This is a genomic window from Streptomyces sp. NPDC033270 (assembly GCF_055576575.1).
This window is the reverse complement of the sequence record NZ_JBVIRA010000008.1, coordinates 39,453-56,839: the sequence shown is the minus strand read 5'-3', so window position 1 is coordinate 56,839 and position 17,387 is coordinate 39,453. Positions and strand designations below refer to the sequence as shown.

At 75.5% G+C, this 17,387-nt stretch carries 16 protein-coding genes and 1 tRNA gene; 12 read left to right on the top strand and 5 right to left on the bottom strand.

Annotated features, from left to right (window positions below):
* Window positions 1-14: 14 nt before the first annotated feature.
* Entirely contained in the window at window positions 15-707 is a 693-nt protein-coding gene (locus ACZ5XZ_RS14215) for a response regulator transcription factor (protein WP_468977591.1), read from the bottom strand.
* 118 nt (window positions 708-825) lie between these two features.
* On the opposite strand from ACZ5XZ_RS14215, the gene ACZ5XZ_RS14210 reads away from it, so the two are divergent.
* Window positions 826-1,389, top strand: coding sequence for a hypothetical protein (locus tag ACZ5XZ_RS14210; RefSeq protein ID WP_468977590.1), 564 nt, complete (start codon window positions 826-828; stop codon window positions 1,387-1,389).
* 24 nt (window positions 1,390-1,413) lie between these two features.
* Here ACZ5XZ_RS14210 and ACZ5XZ_RS14205 read toward each other — a convergent pair whose 3' ends face one another.
* Complete coding sequence (locus tag ACZ5XZ_RS14205) at window positions 1,414-2,307, bottom strand: spermidine synthase (protein ID WP_468977589.1); 894 nt, start codon at window positions 2,305-2,307, stop codon at window positions 1,414-1,416.
* A 121-nt stretch (window positions 2,308-2,428) separates the two neighbouring features.
* Window positions 2,429-2,800 carry a chaplin gene (locus tag ACZ5XZ_RS14200; RefSeq protein ID WP_468977588.1) on the bottom strand — a complete coding sequence of 124 codons (372 nt, stop codon included), beginning with the start codon at window positions 2,798-2,800 and terminating at the stop codon, window positions 2,429-2,431.
* Window positions 2,801-3,066: 266 nt separating this feature from the next.
* On the opposite strand from ACZ5XZ_RS14200, the gene ACZ5XZ_RS14195 reads away from it, so the two are divergent.
* The 4 genes from ACZ5XZ_RS14195 to ACZ5XZ_RS14180 all read left to right on the top strand — a co-directional run bounded on the left by ACZ5XZ_RS14195 (window position 3,067) and on the right by ACZ5XZ_RS14180 (window position 8,695).
* Window positions 3,067-4,149, top strand: coding sequence for a hypothetical protein (locus ACZ5XZ_RS14195; RefSeq protein WP_468977585.1), 1,083 nt, complete (start codon window positions 3,067-3,069; stop codon window positions 4,147-4,149).
* A gap of 204 nt (window positions 4,150-4,353) precedes the next feature.
* On the top strand, window positions 4,354-5,856 hold the full coding sequence (locus tag ACZ5XZ_RS14190) for a sugar transferase (protein WP_468977584.1): 1,503 nt from the start codon (window positions 4,354-4,356) through the stop codon (window positions 5,854-5,856).
* 91 nt (window positions 5,857-5,947) lie between these two features.
* On the top strand, window positions 5,948-7,333 hold the full coding sequence (locus ACZ5XZ_RS14185; RefSeq protein ID WP_468977582.1) for a glycosyltransferase: 1,386 nt from the start codon (window positions 5,948-5,950) through the stop codon (window positions 7,331-7,333).
* A 63-nt stretch (window positions 7,334-7,396) separates the two neighbouring features.
* Window positions 7,397-8,695: an NAD(P)-binding domain-containing protein gene (locus tag ACZ5XZ_RS14180; RefSeq protein WP_468977580.1), complete on the top strand. Its 1,299-nt coding sequence runs from the start codon at window positions 7,397-7,399 to the stop codon at window positions 8,693-8,695.
* 50 nt (window positions 8,696-8,745) lie between these two features.
* Here ACZ5XZ_RS14180 and ACZ5XZ_RS14175 read toward each other — a convergent pair whose 3' ends face one another.
* Entirely contained in the window at window positions 8,746-9,225 is a 480-nt protein-coding gene (locus tag ACZ5XZ_RS14175; protein ID WP_468977579.1) for a hypothetical protein, read from the bottom strand.
* Window positions 9,226-9,438: 213 nt separating this feature from the next.
* Here ACZ5XZ_RS14175 and ACZ5XZ_RS14170 point away from each other — a divergent pair, with 213 nt between their 5' ends.
* A complete protein-coding gene (locus tag ACZ5XZ_RS14170) occupies window positions 9,439-10,860 on the top strand; it encodes a tetratricopeptide repeat protein (protein WP_468977577.1) in 1,422 nt (473 codons plus the stop codon).
* Window positions 10,861-10,871: 11 nt separating this feature from the next.
* On the opposite strand, the gene ACZ5XZ_RS14165 is transcribed toward ACZ5XZ_RS14170, so the two are convergent.
* Window positions 10,872-11,465, bottom strand: a complete 594-nt coding sequence (locus tag ACZ5XZ_RS14165; protein WP_468977575.1) for a histidine phosphatase family protein — start codon at window positions 11,463-11,465, stop codon at window positions 10,872-10,874.
* Between the two features lie 167 nt (window positions 11,466-11,632).
* Between ACZ5XZ_RS14165 and ACZ5XZ_RS14160 the strand changes: the two genes are divergently transcribed.
* From ACZ5XZ_RS14160 to ACZ5XZ_RS14135, 6 genes are all read left to right on the top strand, one after another.
* Entirely contained in the window at window positions 11,633-12,904 is a 1,272-nt protein-coding gene (locus ACZ5XZ_RS14160; protein ID WP_468977573.1) for a hypothetical protein, read from the top strand.
* The gene (locus ACZ5XZ_RS14155; RefSeq protein WP_468977571.1) at window positions 12,895-14,445 is read left to right on the top strand and encodes a hypothetical protein; all 1,551 of its coding nucleotides are present in this window, start codon (window positions 12,895-12,897) and stop codon (window positions 14,443-14,445) included. Before ACZ5XZ_RS14160 ends, ACZ5XZ_RS14155 begins: the two co-directional genes overlap by 10 nt.
* Window positions 14,446-14,485: 40 nt before the next feature.
* Window positions 14,486-15,850: an AAA domain-containing protein gene (locus ACZ5XZ_RS14150; protein ID WP_468977570.1), complete on the top strand. Its 1,365-nt coding sequence runs from the start codon at window positions 14,486-14,488 to the stop codon at window positions 15,848-15,850.
* A gap of 156 nt (window positions 15,851-16,006) precedes the next feature.
* Entirely contained in the window at window positions 16,007-16,333 is a 327-nt protein-coding gene (locus tag ACZ5XZ_RS14145) for a hypothetical protein (protein WP_468977568.1), read from the top strand.
* Between the two features lie 255 nt (window positions 16,334-16,588).
* On the top strand, window positions 16,589-17,197 hold the full coding sequence (locus tag ACZ5XZ_RS14140; RefSeq protein ID WP_468977566.1) for a hypothetical protein: 609 nt from the start codon (window positions 16,589-16,591) through the stop codon (window positions 17,195-17,197).
* 56 nt (window positions 17,198-17,253) lie between these two features.
* Window positions 17,254-17,327 (top strand) — tRNA-Lys (locus tag ACZ5XZ_RS14135).
* Window positions 17,328-17,387 lie beyond the last annotated feature (60 nt).

Here is a 17,387-nt window from a genome sequence, read left to right as displayed (position 1 = left end):
CTCGCGCGCGACGCTCACTGGGGCGGCTCCAGCTTCACGCCGACCCCCCGCAGGGTGTGCAGATACCGGGGCCGTGCCGCGGTTTCGCCCAGTTTGCGGCGGAGCCAGGACAGATGGACGTCGATGGTCTGGTCGTCGCCGTAGGACTGCTGCCAGACCTCGGCGAGCAGCTCCTTGCGCGGGACGACGACACCGGGGCGTTCGGCGAGGAAGGCCAGCAGGTCGAACTCCCGGCGGGTCAGGTCGAGCGCGACGCCGTCGAGTTCGGCCTGCCGGCGCAGCGGGTCGATGGCCAGGCCGCCGACCCGGATCACTCGTGAGGGCGGTTCCGCGCCGGCCGCGCCGGCCCGCGAGCGGCGCAGCACGGCGGACATCCGGGCCGAGAGGTGCTCGACGGAGAAGGGCTTGGTGAGGTAGTCGTCGGCGCCGTCGTTCAGCAGCCGGACGATCTCGGCCTCGTCGTCCCGGGCGGTGGCGATGATCACCGGGACGTCGGTGATGCCGCGCAGCATCTTCAGTGCCTCGCCCCCGTCCAGGTCGGGCAGTCCGAGGTCGAGGATGACCACGTCGAAGCCGACCTGCGCCACCTCGCGCAGCGCCTCCAGTGCGGTCCCGACGCTGCGCACCGTGTGGGCGGCCTCGGTCAGATGCCGGATGAGGGCCGAGCGGACGAACTGGTCGTCCTCGACCACGAGCACACGTGCCATGGGCGGCACCGTACGCCATTCGGGCCAGTCCCTTTGCCCGAGGTTGACGCCGGAACGGTGCCTTCCGCCCCCGCAGACCGGCTGCAACCGGACGGGCCGGTGGTGCAGTATGAGCCAAATGCAACGAGGACTGGTTCACGCGGCGGCCTGGACGCTGGCGACCGGCGCCGCGGTCACCCTGTCGTGGTTCGGCGTGCACACCGTGCTGTCCGGCACGGCGTACGACGCCCCCCGCGCGCTGCCCCTTTCCGACCGGGTGGCCTCCTCGGGTGCGGATGGCGGCGCGACGCCGCGGGTCTCCTCGACCCACCGCCCCAAACCGTCCGCCTCGGCGGGACGCGGCCCCTCACCGTCCGACGGCAGGTCGTCGAAACCGGCCACGCCCTCGCCCACCGGCGCGACCCGGCCGGGCCGGTCCGCCCTACCGCCGGGCGGTTCCGGGTACCCGTCCCGCGGCGAGATCAAGAGCTACTCCACGGCGGGCGGCCGGGTCGTCTTCAGCGTGTCCGGCTCCTCCGCCGAGTTGGTCTCGGCGACCCCGAACTCGGGCTGGGAGATGCAGGTCTGGAAGCAGGAGCAGTGGATCCGCGTCGACTTCACGGGCACCGGGGCGCACACGTCGGTGTTCTGCACCTGGAACGGGCATCCGCCGGCGGTGCAGATCAGCAACCAGGCGACCTGAGCCGGCCGGCGCCGGTGCGCCGGGTCAGTCGAAGGCCTTCGCCGGCGGGGCCGGGGACGCGACGGCCGTGGCGTCGGTGACCGGGGCCGCGCCGCCGGTGAAGTCCGCCAGCGCGCGGCCGTGTTCGACCCGCCCGGACTGGGGGTCGGTTGCCGCGCGACGGGTCAGTTCGGCGAGCGGGAGTGCGGTGTCGCAGGCCAGCAGGACGGCGTTGCCGAAGCGCCTGCCGCGCAGTACGGCCGGGTCGGCGGTCAGGCAGAGTTCGGCGAACGCGGTACCGACGGTGGCTATCTGGCCGCGCAGAAAGCTCAGCGGCGCCTCACCGCGCGCCGCCCCGGCCCCCCGTGCGCTCCCGGGCCCGTCCGCGAGGTTGGCCGCGTAGTACCCGCCGGGCCGCAGCACCCGGCGGACCTCCGCCACGAACTCGGTGCTGGTCAGATGCGCGGGCGTGCGTGCCTGGCCGAAGACATCGGCGATGATCAGGTCGGCCCACCCGTCGGCGATCTTCGCCAGGCCCGCGCGGGCGTCGCCACCGCGCACCCGGATCCGCCAGCCGCTGTCCCACGGCAGCTGCCGGCGGACGAACTGGACCAGTGGCGCGTCGATCTCCACCACCTGCTGGGTGGAGCGGGGCCGGGTCGCGGCTATGTAGCGGGCCAGGGTCAGCGCGCCCCCACCGAGGTGGACGACGCGCAGCGGGGCGCCGGGCGGCCCGGCGAGATCGGCGATGTGCCCGAGCCGGCGCTGGTAGGGGAAGTCGAGGAAGGCCGGGTCGTCGAGGTCCACATGCGACTGCGGCGCGCCGTCGAGCAGCAGCGTCCAGCCGCGCGGCCGGTCCCGGTCGGGCCGCAGCTCCGCGAGCCCGCCGTCCACCGGTTCCGTGACGGGCTCCGCTCCGCTGCGCCTGCTCCTTGCCATGCCCTCCAGTATGACTGTCGTCCCGCATGCCGTCCCCCCTGGTCAGGGCGGTGCGACGGGAGGGGGACGGCAGAGCGGCGGACCGCCCGCGACCGCGAGGCCGGGCGGTCCGCCGAATGCACTACTTGCCTCCGATGCTGCCGTTGACGCAGCGGTTCCCGAACGCCGGGTTCAGCAGCGCAAGGATGTTGAGGCTGTTGCCGCAGGCGTTGATCGGGATGTTGATCGGTACCTGGATCACGTTGCCGCTCAGGAAGCCCGGGGAACCCTTGGCGTAGCCCTTGGCCACGGCGACGTTCCCAGCACGGTGGTGGCCGTGGTGGTGCTTGCGCTTGTGGCCGCCGTAGCTCTGCTGGATGTACTGAACGTCACCGGCACGCTCGTGACCACCCTGCTGGGGGACACCGCCACCGGCAGACGCGATGCCTGCGCCACTGACCACCAGGGCGCAGCCGGCCGCAGCCGTCGCGACGGACTGGACGAACCGCTTCATCCCATTCTCCTTTCAGTTCGCGAATGGGGCACCCGGTCACAACGAGCCGAATGAGGCAGGGATGCGGGTATTCCCCCTTACGGGAAATCATTGGTCCTTCTGGCAGTAATCATTAACCCTTCTGGCAGCAGGCCGCCCCGCCCGTGAAATCCGCCATTGTGCCGATCGGGATCCCCGCGGGGTATCCGGCGTGCCTGTCGCGGTTTCCCACATGATTTCTGTCAGAGTGCTCTCCTGTTTGACTGATAGAAGTCGGAGAGGACGACATGCGGAAGTCGATGGACCGCACCGGGCGCGGCGTGTGCGCGCTGGCTTCCCTGGCATTGTCGGCCGCCCCGGCTTCGGCGGCCGCGCCGACTCCCGGGGAGTCCGCCCGCATTCCCTTCGCCGAACGGTTCCATGCGACCCAGCACGGCGGTATCGCCCGCGCCGCCAACTCCGCGGTCACCTGCGGCGGGACGGACCGCCGCGCGACTGCGGCCTGTGCGGCCGAACGGCAGGGCGGCGCCGGCGGCCACCACCGGCTGGCGTACGTCGACGTCGACTCCGACCGCGGCACCGCCAACTCCAGCGTGGCGGACCTGCGGCTCCCGGCCGGCTCTCGGGTCAGCTACGCCCGGCTGTACTGGGGCGGCAACCTGCGGGCCGGCGGGCGCAAGGCGGCCGAGGACAACGGCCGGGTGCTGATCGCCGGGCCCGGCCGCCGCTACCAGGAGGTGCGCGCCGACTCCGTGACCGGCCGCCGCACCGCCCTCGCCGCCGCCGACGGCTTCCAGGCGTCCGCGGAGGTCACCGATCTGGTGCGCAGAAGCGGTCCGGGCGGCTACACGGTGGGCCGGATCAACGTCGCGACGGGCCGGTCCACGGCCGGCGCCTGGGGCGGCTGGACGCTGGTGGTCGCGTACGAGAACGCCGAGCTGCCGCTGCGCAGCATCGCGTTGTGGGACGGCTTCGAGCCGCTGGGCGCGCAGGGCCGCACGCTGTCGGTGCGGCCGGCGGGGCTGCGGGTCCCGGCGAACGCGGGCGGCCGGCTGGGGACGGTGGCCTACGGCGCGAAGCGGGGCGTGGGAACGGACGGGCTCACCGTCCAAAGCGGCCGGCGCCGCCCGCACGCGCTACGGGACACCGCCAATCCGGCGAATGATGTGATGAATTCGACGATCACGGATTTCGGCCGGGAGACCGCCCGGAAACCCGCCTACCGCAATACCTTCGGAATCGATTCCGATGTATTCGACCTGAAGCCCGCACTGCGGTACGGCGGCGATCGGCTCACTTTCCGGTTCACCACTCGCGATCCCGGATATCTGCTCGGTGCGTTCTTCTTCCAGGCCGACGCCGGGCGCTGAGCCACGCACCCCGGAATTGTCCGCGAAGACCGCCGAAAGACCCGCAGTCCGTAGAGAGTCCGCTGAGAGTTCTGTCAGCTCGGAGTCAGGGGAGCAGTGCGTGCCGGCCCAAGACGTGCCGTGGCGGGAGAGGCCCGCGGTGCTCCACATGTGCCGCCGGCTCCCCGGGGTGCCGTGCCCGAAGCGCGGGGGGCGGATCAGGCGATGACGACGGAGAGCACCGACGCACCCCGTTCCGCCCGGGTCCGGCCCCCGTCGGCCCTCCCCCGCCCGCCGGCCGTCGCGGTCGGTCCGCCGCGCGGGCCGGGCCGGGCGACCCTGCCGCCGCCCCGGCCCGGCCGCGGCCTGCGGCGGCGCACCGTCGCCCCGCTGATGGCCGTCGACTGCCTGGCCGCCGCGGGCGCCGCGCTCCTCGTCCTCGGCCCCGACACGCCGCCGGCACTGCCCGCCGCCGCGCTGCTGGCACTGCTGCTGCTCCACGCCCGGGCCGGGCTCTACCGTCCCGGCCCCGCGCCGACCGCGCTGGGCGATCTGCCGGCGCTGCTGGGCCGGGGCGCCGTCTGCTGGTGCGCGACGGCCGCGGTGCTCGCCGCCGTACGCCCCGACCGGGCACTGTCGCCCGCGCTGCTGGTGCTCGCCGTGTCCGCGCACGGCGCGTTGGTGTGCGGCGGCCGGGCCGCGGTCTACCGGGCGCGTCGCAACCTCGCCCGCCGCCGGCCGCGCGCCGCGCTGATCGTCGGCGCCGACCCGGCCGCCCGGCAGCTGGCCGCGGTGCTCGCCGCCCACCCCGAGTACGGGATGCGCCCGGTGGGCGTGATCCCGCCGGCGCCGGTGCCGGTGCCGCCCGGCCCGCCCGAGGACGCCGCGAGCCGGACCGGGCTGCCGCGGCTCCGCTCCCCCCAGGACATCGCCCGGGCCGTCGTCCAGCACACCGTGCGGGACGCGGTGTTCACCCTGCCGCCGTACGCCGATGCGCACACCGCCGCGCTGCTGCGCAGCTTCGTCGACCAGGGTTCGGCGATCTGGCTGGCCGGCGCCGCGGCCGCCCGCGAGGGCCGGCCGCCCCCTCCGGAGACCGAGCACCTGTGGGGCTTCGCCTGCCGGCCGCTGGACACCGCCCCGCCCCGGCACGGCAGTTGGGGCAAGCGGGCGCTGGACCTCACGCTGGCCGCACCCGCGCTGGCGGCCCTGGCGCCGGTGCTGCTGGGCTGCGCGCTGGCGCTACGGATCGCCGACGGGCCCGGCGTGCTCCTCCGGCAGGAGTGCACCGGCCGCGGCGGCACCACCTTCACCCGGCTGACGTTGCGCACCCTGCGCCGCGGCGACGGGCACGGGGCGACGGCGCCGCCGAGCGCGGCGGACGACGCCCCGGCGAGCCGGGTCGGACGGCTGCTGCGGCGCACGTCGCTGGACGCGCTGCCGCAGCTGTGGAACGTCCTGCGCGGCGAGATGAGCCTGGTCGGGCCGAGCCCGGAGCCGCCCTGCCGCGTCCGGGAGTTCACCCGGCACTGCCCGCAGTGCGCCGCCCGGCACCGGATGCCGGCGGGCATCACCGGACTCGCCCGGGTCCACGGGCTCGGCCGGGACGCCTCGGCCGAGGACCGGGCCCGGTTCGACAACCTCTACATCGACAGCTGGTCGCTGTGGCAGGACATCCGGATCCTGCTGCGCACCGCGGCCTCGCCGCTCCGGCTGGAGGGCGGATGAGCGCGGGCGCGGCGGCGGGCCGCCGGCTCGCGGCACGGCCCACCGACGAGACCACCACCCCGGCCGCTACCCCCACCCCTGGAGGCACCCGGTGAAGGTTCTGCATGTCATCACGGGCCTCGACATGGGCGGCGCCGAGCAGCAGTTGCGGCTGCTGCTGCGCCGGCTGCCCGCCCAGTGCGAGGTCGTCACCCTGACCGGCCCGGGGCCGGTCGCCGACGGCATCGAGGCGGACGGCACCCCCGTCACCCACCTCGGCATGACCGGCGACCGCGATCTGACCGTCATCCCCCGCCTGGCCGCACTGATCCGCGCCGGCGGCTACGACCTGGTGCACACCCACCTCTACCGGGCATGTGTCTACGGCCGGATCGCCGCCCGGCTGGCCGGCGTGCGGGCCGTGGTCGCAACGGAGCACTCCCTGGGCGACGCGGTCATCGAGGGCCGCCGGCTGACCCGCGGCGTCCGCGCCCTCTACCGGGCCACCGAGCGGCTGGGCGCGGCGACGGTCGCCGTCTCGGACACGGTCGCCGCGCGGCTGCTGCGCTGGGGCGTGCCCGAGCGGCGGATCCACGTGGTGCACAGCGGCATCGAGGCGCATCGCTTCGGCTTCGACCCGGCCGCCCGCGCCCTGGTCCGCACCCGGCTCGGGCTGCCGCTGGACGCCTTCGTGGTCGGCGGCGCCGGCCGGCTGGTGCCCGGCAAGCGGTTCGACGTCCTGGTCCGGGCGGTGACCCAACTCCCGGGCGTCCACCTGCTGCTGGCGGGCGAGGGACCGGAGCGGGAGACGCTGCGGCGGACGGCGGAGCAGTTCGGGTCGGGGGATCGCATTCACCTGCTGGGCGCCGTGGGTGACGCGGCGAGCGTCCAAGCGGCGCCACCAGGCGCCGTGGGTGACGCGGCGAGCGTCCAAGCGGCGCCACCAGGCGCCGTGGGTCACGCGGCGAGCGTCCAAGCGGCGCCACCAGGCGCCGTGGGTCACGCGGCGGGCGTCCGGGCAGCGCCGCCAGGCGCCGTGCCCGGCTGCCGGCCCGACATCCCCGGTCTGCTCTCCGCCCTCGACGTCTTCGTCTCGCCGTCCCCGGACGAGGCGTTCGGGCTGGCCGTCATGGAGGCGCTGGCGTCCGGGCTGCATGTGCTCTACGGCAGCTGCCCGGCGGTCGAGGACCTGCCCGCGGACCAGGCGCCCGGCGCCCGGCGCTTCAGCCCCGGCGTCCACGAACTGGCCACCGCGATCCGGGAGTTGCGGCGCCACGAACCGGGCCGGCTGCCGGTGCCGCCGGTGGTGCGGCGCTATGACATCGCGCGCAGCGCCGAGGCGCTGATGTCCGTGTACGAGCAGGCGATGGCCACCGCCGCCGCGCCCTGGTGGCGTCGCCCGGTCCCGGTCCCCGCGCCGCCGGCCCACCCCTCCGCGGTCGTCCCGCTGCCGGACCCCTCCCGGTCGCCCGCCCCGTCCCCGCTCTCGAACAGGTAGGCGGCGCCACGGCGAGCCGTCCGCACCGATGTCCGCACCGATGAGAAAGCGCAGGCAGCATCCATGTACGACCTCGTGGTGGTGGGCGCCGGCCCCTACGGACTCTCGATCGCCGCGCACGCGGCGGCGGCCGGGCTGCGGCTGCGGATCCTGGGCCGGCCGATGGCCTCGTGGCACGCGCACATGCCCGACGGCATGCTGCTCAAGTCCGAGCCCTGGTCCTCCAGCCTCTCCGCCCCGTCCGGCCGCCACAACCTGGCCGAGTACTGCGCCGTCCACGGCCTGACCGCCGAGCACGGCGTCCCGCTGGCCCTGGACACCTACCTCGCCTACGGCAGGTGGTTCGGCGAGCGGGCGGTGCCGCAGGCCGAGGAGGTCGCCGTCACCGCCGTACGCCCCGACGGCGACGACGGCTTCGAGGTCGAGACCGACACCGGCGAGCTGATCGCGGCCCGGACCGTCGCGCTCGCCGTCGGCATGGTGCCGTTCGCCCACCGCCCCTGGCCGCTGCTCGAACTGCCCCCGGAACTCGCCTCGCACAGCAGCGACCACCGCGATCTGCGCCGCTTCGCCGGCCGGGACGTCGCGGTGATCGGCTCCGGGCAGTCCGCGCTGGAGACCGCGGCCCTGCTGGCCGAACAGGGCGCCCGGCCCTTGCTGGTGGCCCGCGCGGACCGGCTGAACTGGAACAGCCCGCCGCAGCCGCTGGACCGCGGCCTGCTGCGCGCGCTGCGCGATCCGCGCTCCGGACTCGGCACCGGCTGGCCCAACTGGGCGTGGGCGCGCCTTCCATGGGCGGTGCGCCGGCTGCCCGCGGCGACCCGGGTCCGGATCGCCGAGACCGGGCCGGCCCCGGCCGGCGCCTGGTGGCTGCGGGGGCGCTTCGAGCCCGCGGTGCCCGCTCGGCTCGGCCACCGGGTCCGGGCCGCGGTCCCGCACGGCGAGGGGGTGCGGCTCCATCTCACCCATACGGATGGCGGCTCGGAGACCGTCGACGCCCACCATGTGGTGGCGGCGACCGGATTCACCCCCGACCTCCGGCGGCTGCGGCTGCTCCACCCCCGGGTGCGCACCACCCTGCGGACCGTGCCCGGCAGCCGCGCGCCCGAGCTGAGCTCCGGCTTCGAATCGTCCTGGCCCGGGCTGTTCTTCGCGGGGCTGCTCAGCGCGCCGTCGTTCGGCCCGTCGATGCACCTCGTGCACGGGGCGGGCTTCACCGCGGCGCGGCTGCTGCGCGGCGTACAGCGCCGGCTGGGCGACCGGCGGGGCGCCCCCACCATCCCGCGCCCGGCACGGGACGGCGCGCCGGCCGCCGCGAGCGGCCCGGCCCCGGAGGCGGCGGCCGGCGAGCCCGCGCGCTGACCCGGCCCGCGGGCCCGGCCCAGCGGCCCGGCCCGCCACCGGCCCGGCGCTCACTGGCAGCGGTCGCAGGCCTCGATCGTCCGCGCCGCCTCGCCGAGCGCCGCGCGCAGCACGACCGGGTCCGTGGCGGCGGCGCCCGCGCCCTCCGGTGACACCAGCCAGCCGGTGCCGGTCACCGGCGGCTGCCCCGCGCCGCCCTCACCGGCCGGTACGCCGGCCGGTGAGTGGGTCTGGGTGCACGCGCTGCCCGGCACGTCCCAGCCGTCGGCCGTGCCCGCGGGCACCAGGAAGCCAAGGGTGTCGCAGGCGCCGTCGTGCAGTACGGGGCCGACGCCGTCGCGCAGCCGGAGGATGTCGACGGCCTCCAGCCCCTGCCGGGCGGGCACCGTGACGAGATCACAGGGCTGGACCGGTACGGCGGCCGTGCCACCGGGGACGACCTGCTTGCGCCGGCCCTGCGCCTGGCCCACGGACCCGTTGCCGCCCCTGCTCACGCCGGTCTCCCACACGGAGAACCCCTCCTCCTGCACGCGCCGCACCCTTTACACCGAGTTCAACGGCCGGGCGCGTCAACAGCTACGGCGGCGTAACGCTGCAAAGGATGGCAGTTCATGGCAGATCACGCGCGAGATATCCGATTTGTAGCCAAAGTGTGTGTATCGGCGCCATGCCAGCCGGTACGGTCGTCCCGCCGCACCGCCAGGAGGCGGCATCGCCACAAGATGGCACGGAGAGGGTCCGCCATGGCGTCGCCAGCAGCACGTTCAGCGTCGTCCCGCACCGTACCCGCTCGCCCGAACACCGCATTCCGGCAGCTGCGCGGCCGGCTGTCACCAGGCGAGTTCGCGGCGGCGGTCCGACGGGCCGCCCGTGAGATCGGTGAGCAGGTCTCGTGCGACGCCCGCTATGTGGGCCGCGTCGAGTCCGGGGAGATCCGGTGTCCGAACTACGCCTACGAGCGGGTGTTCCGGCACATGTTCCCCGGGCTGACGCTGCCCGACATGGGTTTCGCGCCTCGCGAGGCGGTACGCGGACGGGGGGCGCGTACGGCGGCGGTCAGCGCCGCGCCCCTGGCAACCGACACCGACCACCGCGATACCTGTATCCAGATCTGCGAGGAGAGCGACGTGCTGCGTCGCGCGTTCATCACCGGCGGCCCGGCGGCAGCCCTGGGCTTCGCCGCCCTGCACCCCGTCGAAGCCGCTGCCACCGCCGCGTCCACCCATGTGCCGCCACCGCGCACCCCGGTCGGCGGCCGGGTCGGCGCGGCCGAGGCCACCGCCGTCGAGCAGGCCGTACGCCGCATCCGGCTGCTGGACGACCGGCACGGCGCGGAAGGCATCTACCGCCGCGCCACCCAGCCGCTGCGCGCCGCCTACGAGTTGCTGGACTCCGACGTCCAGCACCGCAAGGTGTCCGACCGGCTGCACTCCGGGGCGGGCGAACTCGCCATCACCGTCGGCTGGTTGGCGCACGACTCGGGCCGCTTCGACGACGCCCGCTCGCACTACGCGGAGGCCCTGGCCACCGCCCGGGTCTGCGGCGATGCCGCCCTGGAGGCGCACGCCTTCTGCAACACGGCCTTCCTCGCCCGGGACGCCGGCCGGCCGCGCGAGGCGGTGCGCGCCGCGCAGGCCGCACAGCAGGCCGCCAAGCGGCTGGCCTCGCCGCGGCTGCTGTCGCTGCTGGCCCTGCGGGAGGCGGGCGGCTGGGCGGCGCTGGCCGACCGCGCCGGCTGCGAACAGGCGGTGGCCCGGGCGGAGCGGCTGTTCGCGGCCGGGCAGCGGGACGGCGACCCGGAGTGGATGACGTTCTACGGCGAGGCGGAGCTGGCGGGCCTGGAGGCGCAGTGCTGGTCGGCGCTGGGCGACGCGCAGCGCGCGGCGGAGTACGCGCAGCGCGCGGTGGCCCTGCAGGATCCGCACTTCACCCGCAACATCGCCCTGTTCACCGCGGAGCTGGCGGGCGACCTCGCCGACAGCGGTGCGCCCGAGGAGGCCGCCGCGGCCGGTACCCGGGTGCTGGCGCTGCTGACGCAGGTCCACTCGGCCCGGATCCGTACGATGCTCGACCGCACGGCCCGTACGCTGCGGCCGCACCGCGGGATCGCCCCGGTCGCCGCGTTCCTGGAGCGGCACGCGGCCTCGGCCTCCCCGGGCGGCTGACCGGCGGCGGGTCAGCCCAGGTGCCCGGTGTCGTTCCAGCGCTCGATCGCCGGCTCCCCGTAGGCCCAGCCGAGCACCGACAGGGACGTCGGCTCCAGCCGGATGCGGGCGGCGAAGGAGATGTCCAGGCCCAGCCAGCGGGCGCCCAGGACGCGCAGGATGTGGCCGTGCGCGAAGACCAGCACATCGCGGTCGGCCGACCGCGCCCAGTCGACGACCTCGTCCGCCCGCGCGGACACCTCGGCGAGCGTCTCGCCCTCGGGCACCCCGTCGCGCCAGATGAGCCAGCCCGGCCGCCCGGCCTTGATCTGGGCCGGGGTCAGGCCCTCGTACGCGCCGTAGTCGAACTCCATCAGCGCGTCCCACTCCTGCGCCCGGTCGCCGAAGCCGGCCAGCTCGCAGGTCTCCTTCGCGCGCACCAGGGGGCTGGTGCGGACCTCGACGCCCGGCAGGCCGTCCCAGGGGGCGTGGTGCAGCCGCTCGCCCAGGAGCTTGGCGCCGCGCCGTCCCTCGTCCAGCAGCGGGATGTCCGTACGGCCGGTGTGCCTGCCGGAAAGGGACCATTCGGTCTGCCCGTGCCTGGCCAGGAATATGCGCGCTGCCATGGTCGTACCTCTCGCCGATCGCTCGGCTGGTCGTTGCTCGGTGCGGGCAACGTTGACCGCGGGACTCCCATTCTCGCGCACGGGGGCGTTTTGTCCGCGGGCGGGGAGGGGGCCGGATCGCGGACGGGATCGGTGGGGTGTCAGTGCGGGATGCGAGACTTCGGCGGGTGAACACCTTCCGCGACAGCCGACCCGCGTCGGCCGCCCCTGGAGCGGGGCGGCAGGCGCCGGCGCCGGGCCCGCGGCCGGCGGCGCCCCCACCCGGCGTGGGCCGGGCCAGGCTCACCGAGCTGCGCGGCCCCGGCGTACGCCCCCGCTCGCTGGACGCCCGGGCGCTCGCCGCGCTGGCCGCCAACCCGGGCTGCCGGCGCCGCGCGCTGCTGGACGGCGCGGGCATCGACAAGGGCGCGCTGGCCCAGGCGCTGGGCTCGCCCGCGACGCACGGCCAGTCCCAGTTCGCGCTCATCCGGGGCAACGCGTTCGAGGCCCGGGTGAAGGCCGACGGCGGCACGGAGCTGCTGCGGCTGCTGCACGAGCGGCTCGCGCCCGGCACCCCGCCGCCCGGGCCCGAGGAGATCGCCGCCCCCGATCTGTCCGCGGCCGGGCCCGAGGGCCGGGCGGCGCGTACGGCGCTGGCGCTGCGCGAGGCGACCGCGGCCGGCGGCTGGGCGCTGCTGGACCACCCGATGCTGGTCCTGGAGGTGGCCGGCTCGCCGGCCTATGTGGAGCCGGACGCGGTGGTGGTGCATCCGGACGGCGGCTGGACCGTCGTCGAGATCAAGTCCTTCCCGATGATCGACGGTTCGGCCGACGCCGCCAAGGTGGGGGCCGCGGCCCGCCAGGCGGCGGTCTATGTGCTCGCCCTGGAGCAGGTCGCCGGGCATGCCGCCGCGCATACGGGCCGCGCGGTGCGGGTGAGCGACCGGGTGCTGCTGGTGTGCCCGAAGGACTTCTCCAACCTCCCCGCGGCCGCCGCCGTCGACGTCCGCAAGCAGCTGGCCACGACCCGGCGGCAGCTGACCCGCCTCACCAGGGTCGAGGAGATCGCCGCGGCCCTCCCGCAGGGCACGACGTTCGACCTCCGGCTCGCGGACGACGGCCGGACCCCGACCCGCCCGCCCGAGGAGCTGGCCGAGGCCGTGGAGGCGGTCGGCGCGGCCTATGCCCCCGAGTGCCTGGCCGCCTGCGAGCTGGCCTTCCACTGCCGCAAGCGGTCGCGCCAGGAGGGCGCGGTGGAGGCCCTGGGGCGCGGCGTACGGGGCGAGCTGGGCGGGCTGGGCACGGTCGAGGAGGTGCTGGCCGCGGCCGCCTCGACGGACCCCGGCGCCTTGGACGACCCGGCGGTCCTCGCCCTGCGCCGGGCGGCCGCGCTGCGCGCCCAGGCGCTTGCCGGCGCGGCCGCGGCGGCTCCGCGGGCACCGGAGCCGGTATGTCGATGATCGAGACGCTGGCCCGGATGGAGGCGGTGGCGGCCGGCCGGGCCCAGCCGCGGTGCACGGTCCGCCACCGCCATCTGTCCGAACGGCCGCTGGTCCTCGTCCCGTTGACGACCGCGGGCGAGGCCGGCGCCCCCCTGGGCGCGCTGGTCGGCACAGACCGCGACAAGCCCGCGCTGCTGGTCGTCCCGCAGCCGCGCGACCGCGATCTGCGCTTCGCGTTCCTGGCCGAACTGGCCGAGGCGATGCTGCCCTATGTGGACGGCTTCGCGGACGCCGTCGAGTGGGAGGAGCGCAAGGAGACCGACCCGGAGACCGGCAAGAAGGTCCCGGTGCAGGTCGAACTGTGCGCGGACGCACCGCAGTTGCTCGTGCCGAGCGCCGCCGGTATCGACTACGTCCGGCTGCTGGGCCGTTCGATGCGCTTTCGGCGGACGGCCGAGCAGGAGCCGGAGGCGCCGTATCCCGCGCCGCCGCACGTCCCGCTGCTGGGCCGCTGGCTGACGCACTTCGGCGAGCGGGCCAGGGTCCCCGGATCCGGTCTCCTGCAGTCCATGACCGGCCTGCTGACCCGCCATTGGGTGAGCGGCCAGAGCGCGCTGGAGGACCAGCATCTGGGCGCGCTGCTCGCCTGGGTCGACCCTCCGGACGGAGCGTCGGGCCAGGAGGCGGCCGAACGCGCGGAGTCGGCGCGGGACGCGGACGGGCAGCTGCTGTGCCCGCCGGCCGGCCCGGCCACGGACCCGGCGTTCGACAACCGGCTGCTCGCCCCCGCGATGGCCCGTTACGACGCCGGGCTGCCGGGCGCCGAGGACGCGCTCCGGGCCCTGGTGGCAAGCCAGTTGCGGCCGTCCTGGGACGCCGTGTGGCACGGCGTCGACCTGCTGCGCGCGCTCCCGGAAGGCGCCCATGTCGCCGACCGCTGGAAGCGCGACCGGTGGTCGTACACGGCGCACCGCGACCGGGTGCGCGCCGGGGAGCCGCCGCAGCCCAAGCGGGACGACGCGGTCACCGCCGCGCAGAAGCTGTCCGCGCGGGAGACCGCGCAGGCCCAACTGGACGCCCAGGAGGCCCTGGACGACCCGCTGGTGATGGCGGGGCGCCGGCTGGCCGGCGAGGCGTTCGAGGGCACGGTCACCGCCGTCGAGATGGCGATGTCCGAGGGCCGGCGCCCGATGCCGCGCCCGCTGGTCACGCTGGAGACGGCCGACCTTCCGCAGCTGTCCCGGGGCACCAGGCTCCACCGCGCCCTGGCGGACGGAAAGACCCAGCCCGGCGAGTTCGTGGCGTATGAAGAGTGCGGGCCGGGCAGGCTGGTGGTGCGGCTGACGGGCGGGATGGGGCGGGGCAAGACCCCCGAGCCCGGTTCCGTACCGGAGCCGGGCGACACGGTGTGCTGGACGCTGTTCGAACACGCCCCGCGCGGCGGCCCGGAGCTGCCGGACCCCGAGGACACGCCCTGGACGCACGGCGGCCCGCCGCCCGCCGCCGGGGACGCGCCGAACGAGACCCCCGACCCCGTGACCGCGGAGGACTTCCTGTGATGCGCGCCCGCTGCTGGACCGGCCCGGAGCACACCGCCGTATGACGGCCGCCCAGGACCCGTCCGCCACCGCCCGGTCCGCCTTCGACCCCGGCGCCGCGGCCGCCGCGGCCACCGACGCGATCCTGCGCGACACGCTGCACGGGCCCGGGCGCGGCGTGGTCGTCGACTCCCCTCCCGGTGCCGGGAAGTCCACCCTGGTGGTCCGCGCGGCCCGCGAACTGGCCGCCGCCGGGCGCCCGCTGATGGTCGTGGCGCAGACCAACGCCCAGGTCGACGACCTGGTCCTGCGGCTGGCCGCCAAGGACCCCGAGCTGCCGGTCGGCCGGCTGCACAGCAGCGAGCCCGGCGCGTTCGACCCGGCGCTGGCCGAGCTGCCGGCGGTCCGTACGTCCGCGAAGGTCGCCGATCTGGCCGGGATGGACATCGTCGTCTCGACGGCCGCGAAGTGGGCCTACACCAAGGTCGCCGAGCCCTGGCGGCACGCCATCGTGGACGAGGCCTACCAGATGCGGTCGGACGCGCTGCTGAGCGTGGCCGGGCTCTTCGAGCGGGCGCTGTTCGTCGGCGACCCCGGGCAGCTGGACCCGTTCAGCGTCGTCGGGGCGGAGCAGTGGGCCGGGCTCGCCTACGACCCCTCGTCCAGCGCGGTCGCCACGCTCCTGGCCCACAACCCCGGCCTGCCGCAGCACCGCCTGCCCGTCTCCTGGCGCCTGCCCGCCTCGGCCGCGCCGCTGGTCTCCGCCGCGTTCTACCCCTACACGCCGTTCCGCAGCGGCACCGGCCACGGCGACCGCCGGCTGGCGTTCGGCGTGCCGGGCGACGGCTCGGGCGTGGACCGCGTCCTGGACGAGGCCGCCGAGTCCGGCTGGGGCCTGCTGGAGCTGCCCGCCCGCCATACGCCGCGCACGGACCCCGAGGCCGTGCGTGCGGTGGCCCTGGTGGTGCGCCGGCTGCTGGACCGCGGCGGCGCGGCGACCAGCGAGCTCTCGCCCGATCCGGCGCCGCTCACGGCGGACCGGATCGCGGTCGGCACCGCCCACCGCGACCAGGCCGCGGCGGTCCGCGCCGCGCTCGCGGGCCTGGGCGCCGCCGAGGTCACGGTGGACACCGCCAACCGCCTCCAGGGCCGCGAATTCGACGTCACGGTCGTCCTCCATCCGCTCTCCGGCCGCCCCGACGCCACCGCCTTCCATCTGGAGACCGGCCGGCTGTGCGTGCTCGCCTCGCGGCACCGCCACGCCTGCATCGTCGTCTGCCGCGCCGGCGTCACCGACCTCCTGGACGAGCACCCCTCGACCGACCCGGTCAGCCTGGGCGTCACGATCAAGTTCCCGGACGGCTGGGAGGCCCACCACTCCGTGCTGGCGCATCTGGACGAACATCGCGTCGCCTGGCGTCCGTAGGGCCTGTCCGATGGGTCAAGGCCCAAGGGGCCCACGGTTTCCGGCCCCCTTGCGCGGGGCGGGACAATGGAATGCGGCACACGATCTGGAGGTAGGTACATGTCCGAGCCGCGACCGGCTCCCGACCCACGTGGTACGGCGCCGGGACCCCGGCGCATGAAGCCCGCGCAACTGCTCTTCGAGCCCCCCGAGGCCGTCGCCGACCCCGAGCACTTCTTCGATCTGGAGTCGATGGAGGACCCGCGCGAGCTGCTCAGCCGCGCCACGGAGCTGACCTTGGCCTTCCGCGCCGCGGCCGACCGCGCCACGGAGTTCCAGGCGCTGGCCGCCGCCCAGCTGGCCGACCCCAGCAGGTTCGACCGGCTGCCGCTGGCCGTGCTGGCCGAGCAGGCGGAGTGGACCGAGGACTACGCCCGGAAGATGGTCGAGTTCGGCCGCAGCCTGATGCGCAGCGGCAGCACCCTGCCGGGCGACATGGACTGAGCACACCAGGTCGCGCCGGACGGCGCGCACACCCTCCCACCCCTCTGTGCGGCTCATGGTCCGTGACCATGAGCCGCTGGCATATGCGAGGGGGCAAGATACCCGGTCCCGCACTTCCCCGTCCTGATTTCCGCCAATCAGCCGAGGCCGTACGCGTCGTATCGGTAGACCTGTCCCCATGAGTGAGCGCAGGGAGCGAATCATGAAGAGGTGCGCGCGTCGCGAATGCACGGCCGAGCGAAGCGAGGTTTCGGCATGAGCGACTGGCTGCCCGAGACTCCCCGCACCCTGGACTTCCCCACCACCGCATACGTCACGCTCGCGGGCGCCGAGTGGCTCGCCTCCGCCAGTCCCCGTCCGGACGAGATGCACGCGCGGTGGGCGCTGCAGCCGACCGCGCCCAGCGCGCTGCCGTGCGGCACCGCCTTCGACGTGATCAACGCTCCGGCGCTCTTCGGGCGGCGCATGGTGGACCGCTTATGGTCCGACGGCCCGGGCTCGGGCCCGGTCGCGGCGCACCGCGGCCGGATCCTGCTCTTCGCCGCGGCCGGCACGGCCCAGCGGCTGCCCGCCCTGCTCGTCTGGGAGGAGTGGTCCGCCGCCGTCCCGCCGCTGCTGTGCCACGGCAGCGGCGACGCCGTGACCATCCCGCCGCTGCACCCCCGCACCGGCCCGGCCGACGATCCGGAGGACCCCGCCGGCCCCGCCGCCTCCCGCTGGCTGGTCGCCCCCGGCACCCGCGATCCCTGGCTCCCCGGGCCCGACGTCCTGCTGTGGGCCTGTGTCCGCGCCGCCCGCGCGAGCGCCGGGGCGGAGCGGGAAGCCGCAGCTCAGCACCCCGTTTCGGCGCTGATGCCGGGCTGAGGGAAACCGATTTTTGTCCTCCCCGACCAGGATGCTAATGTTTTCCCCGTCAGCAGGCGCCGCTAGCTCAGTTGGTTAGAGCAGCTGACTCTTAATCAGCGGGTCCGGGGTTCGAGTCCCTGGCGGCGCACAGACAGTCGAAGGCCCTCACTCCGGTGGGGGCCTTCGTCGTATGTCGCGTGCGCCCGTC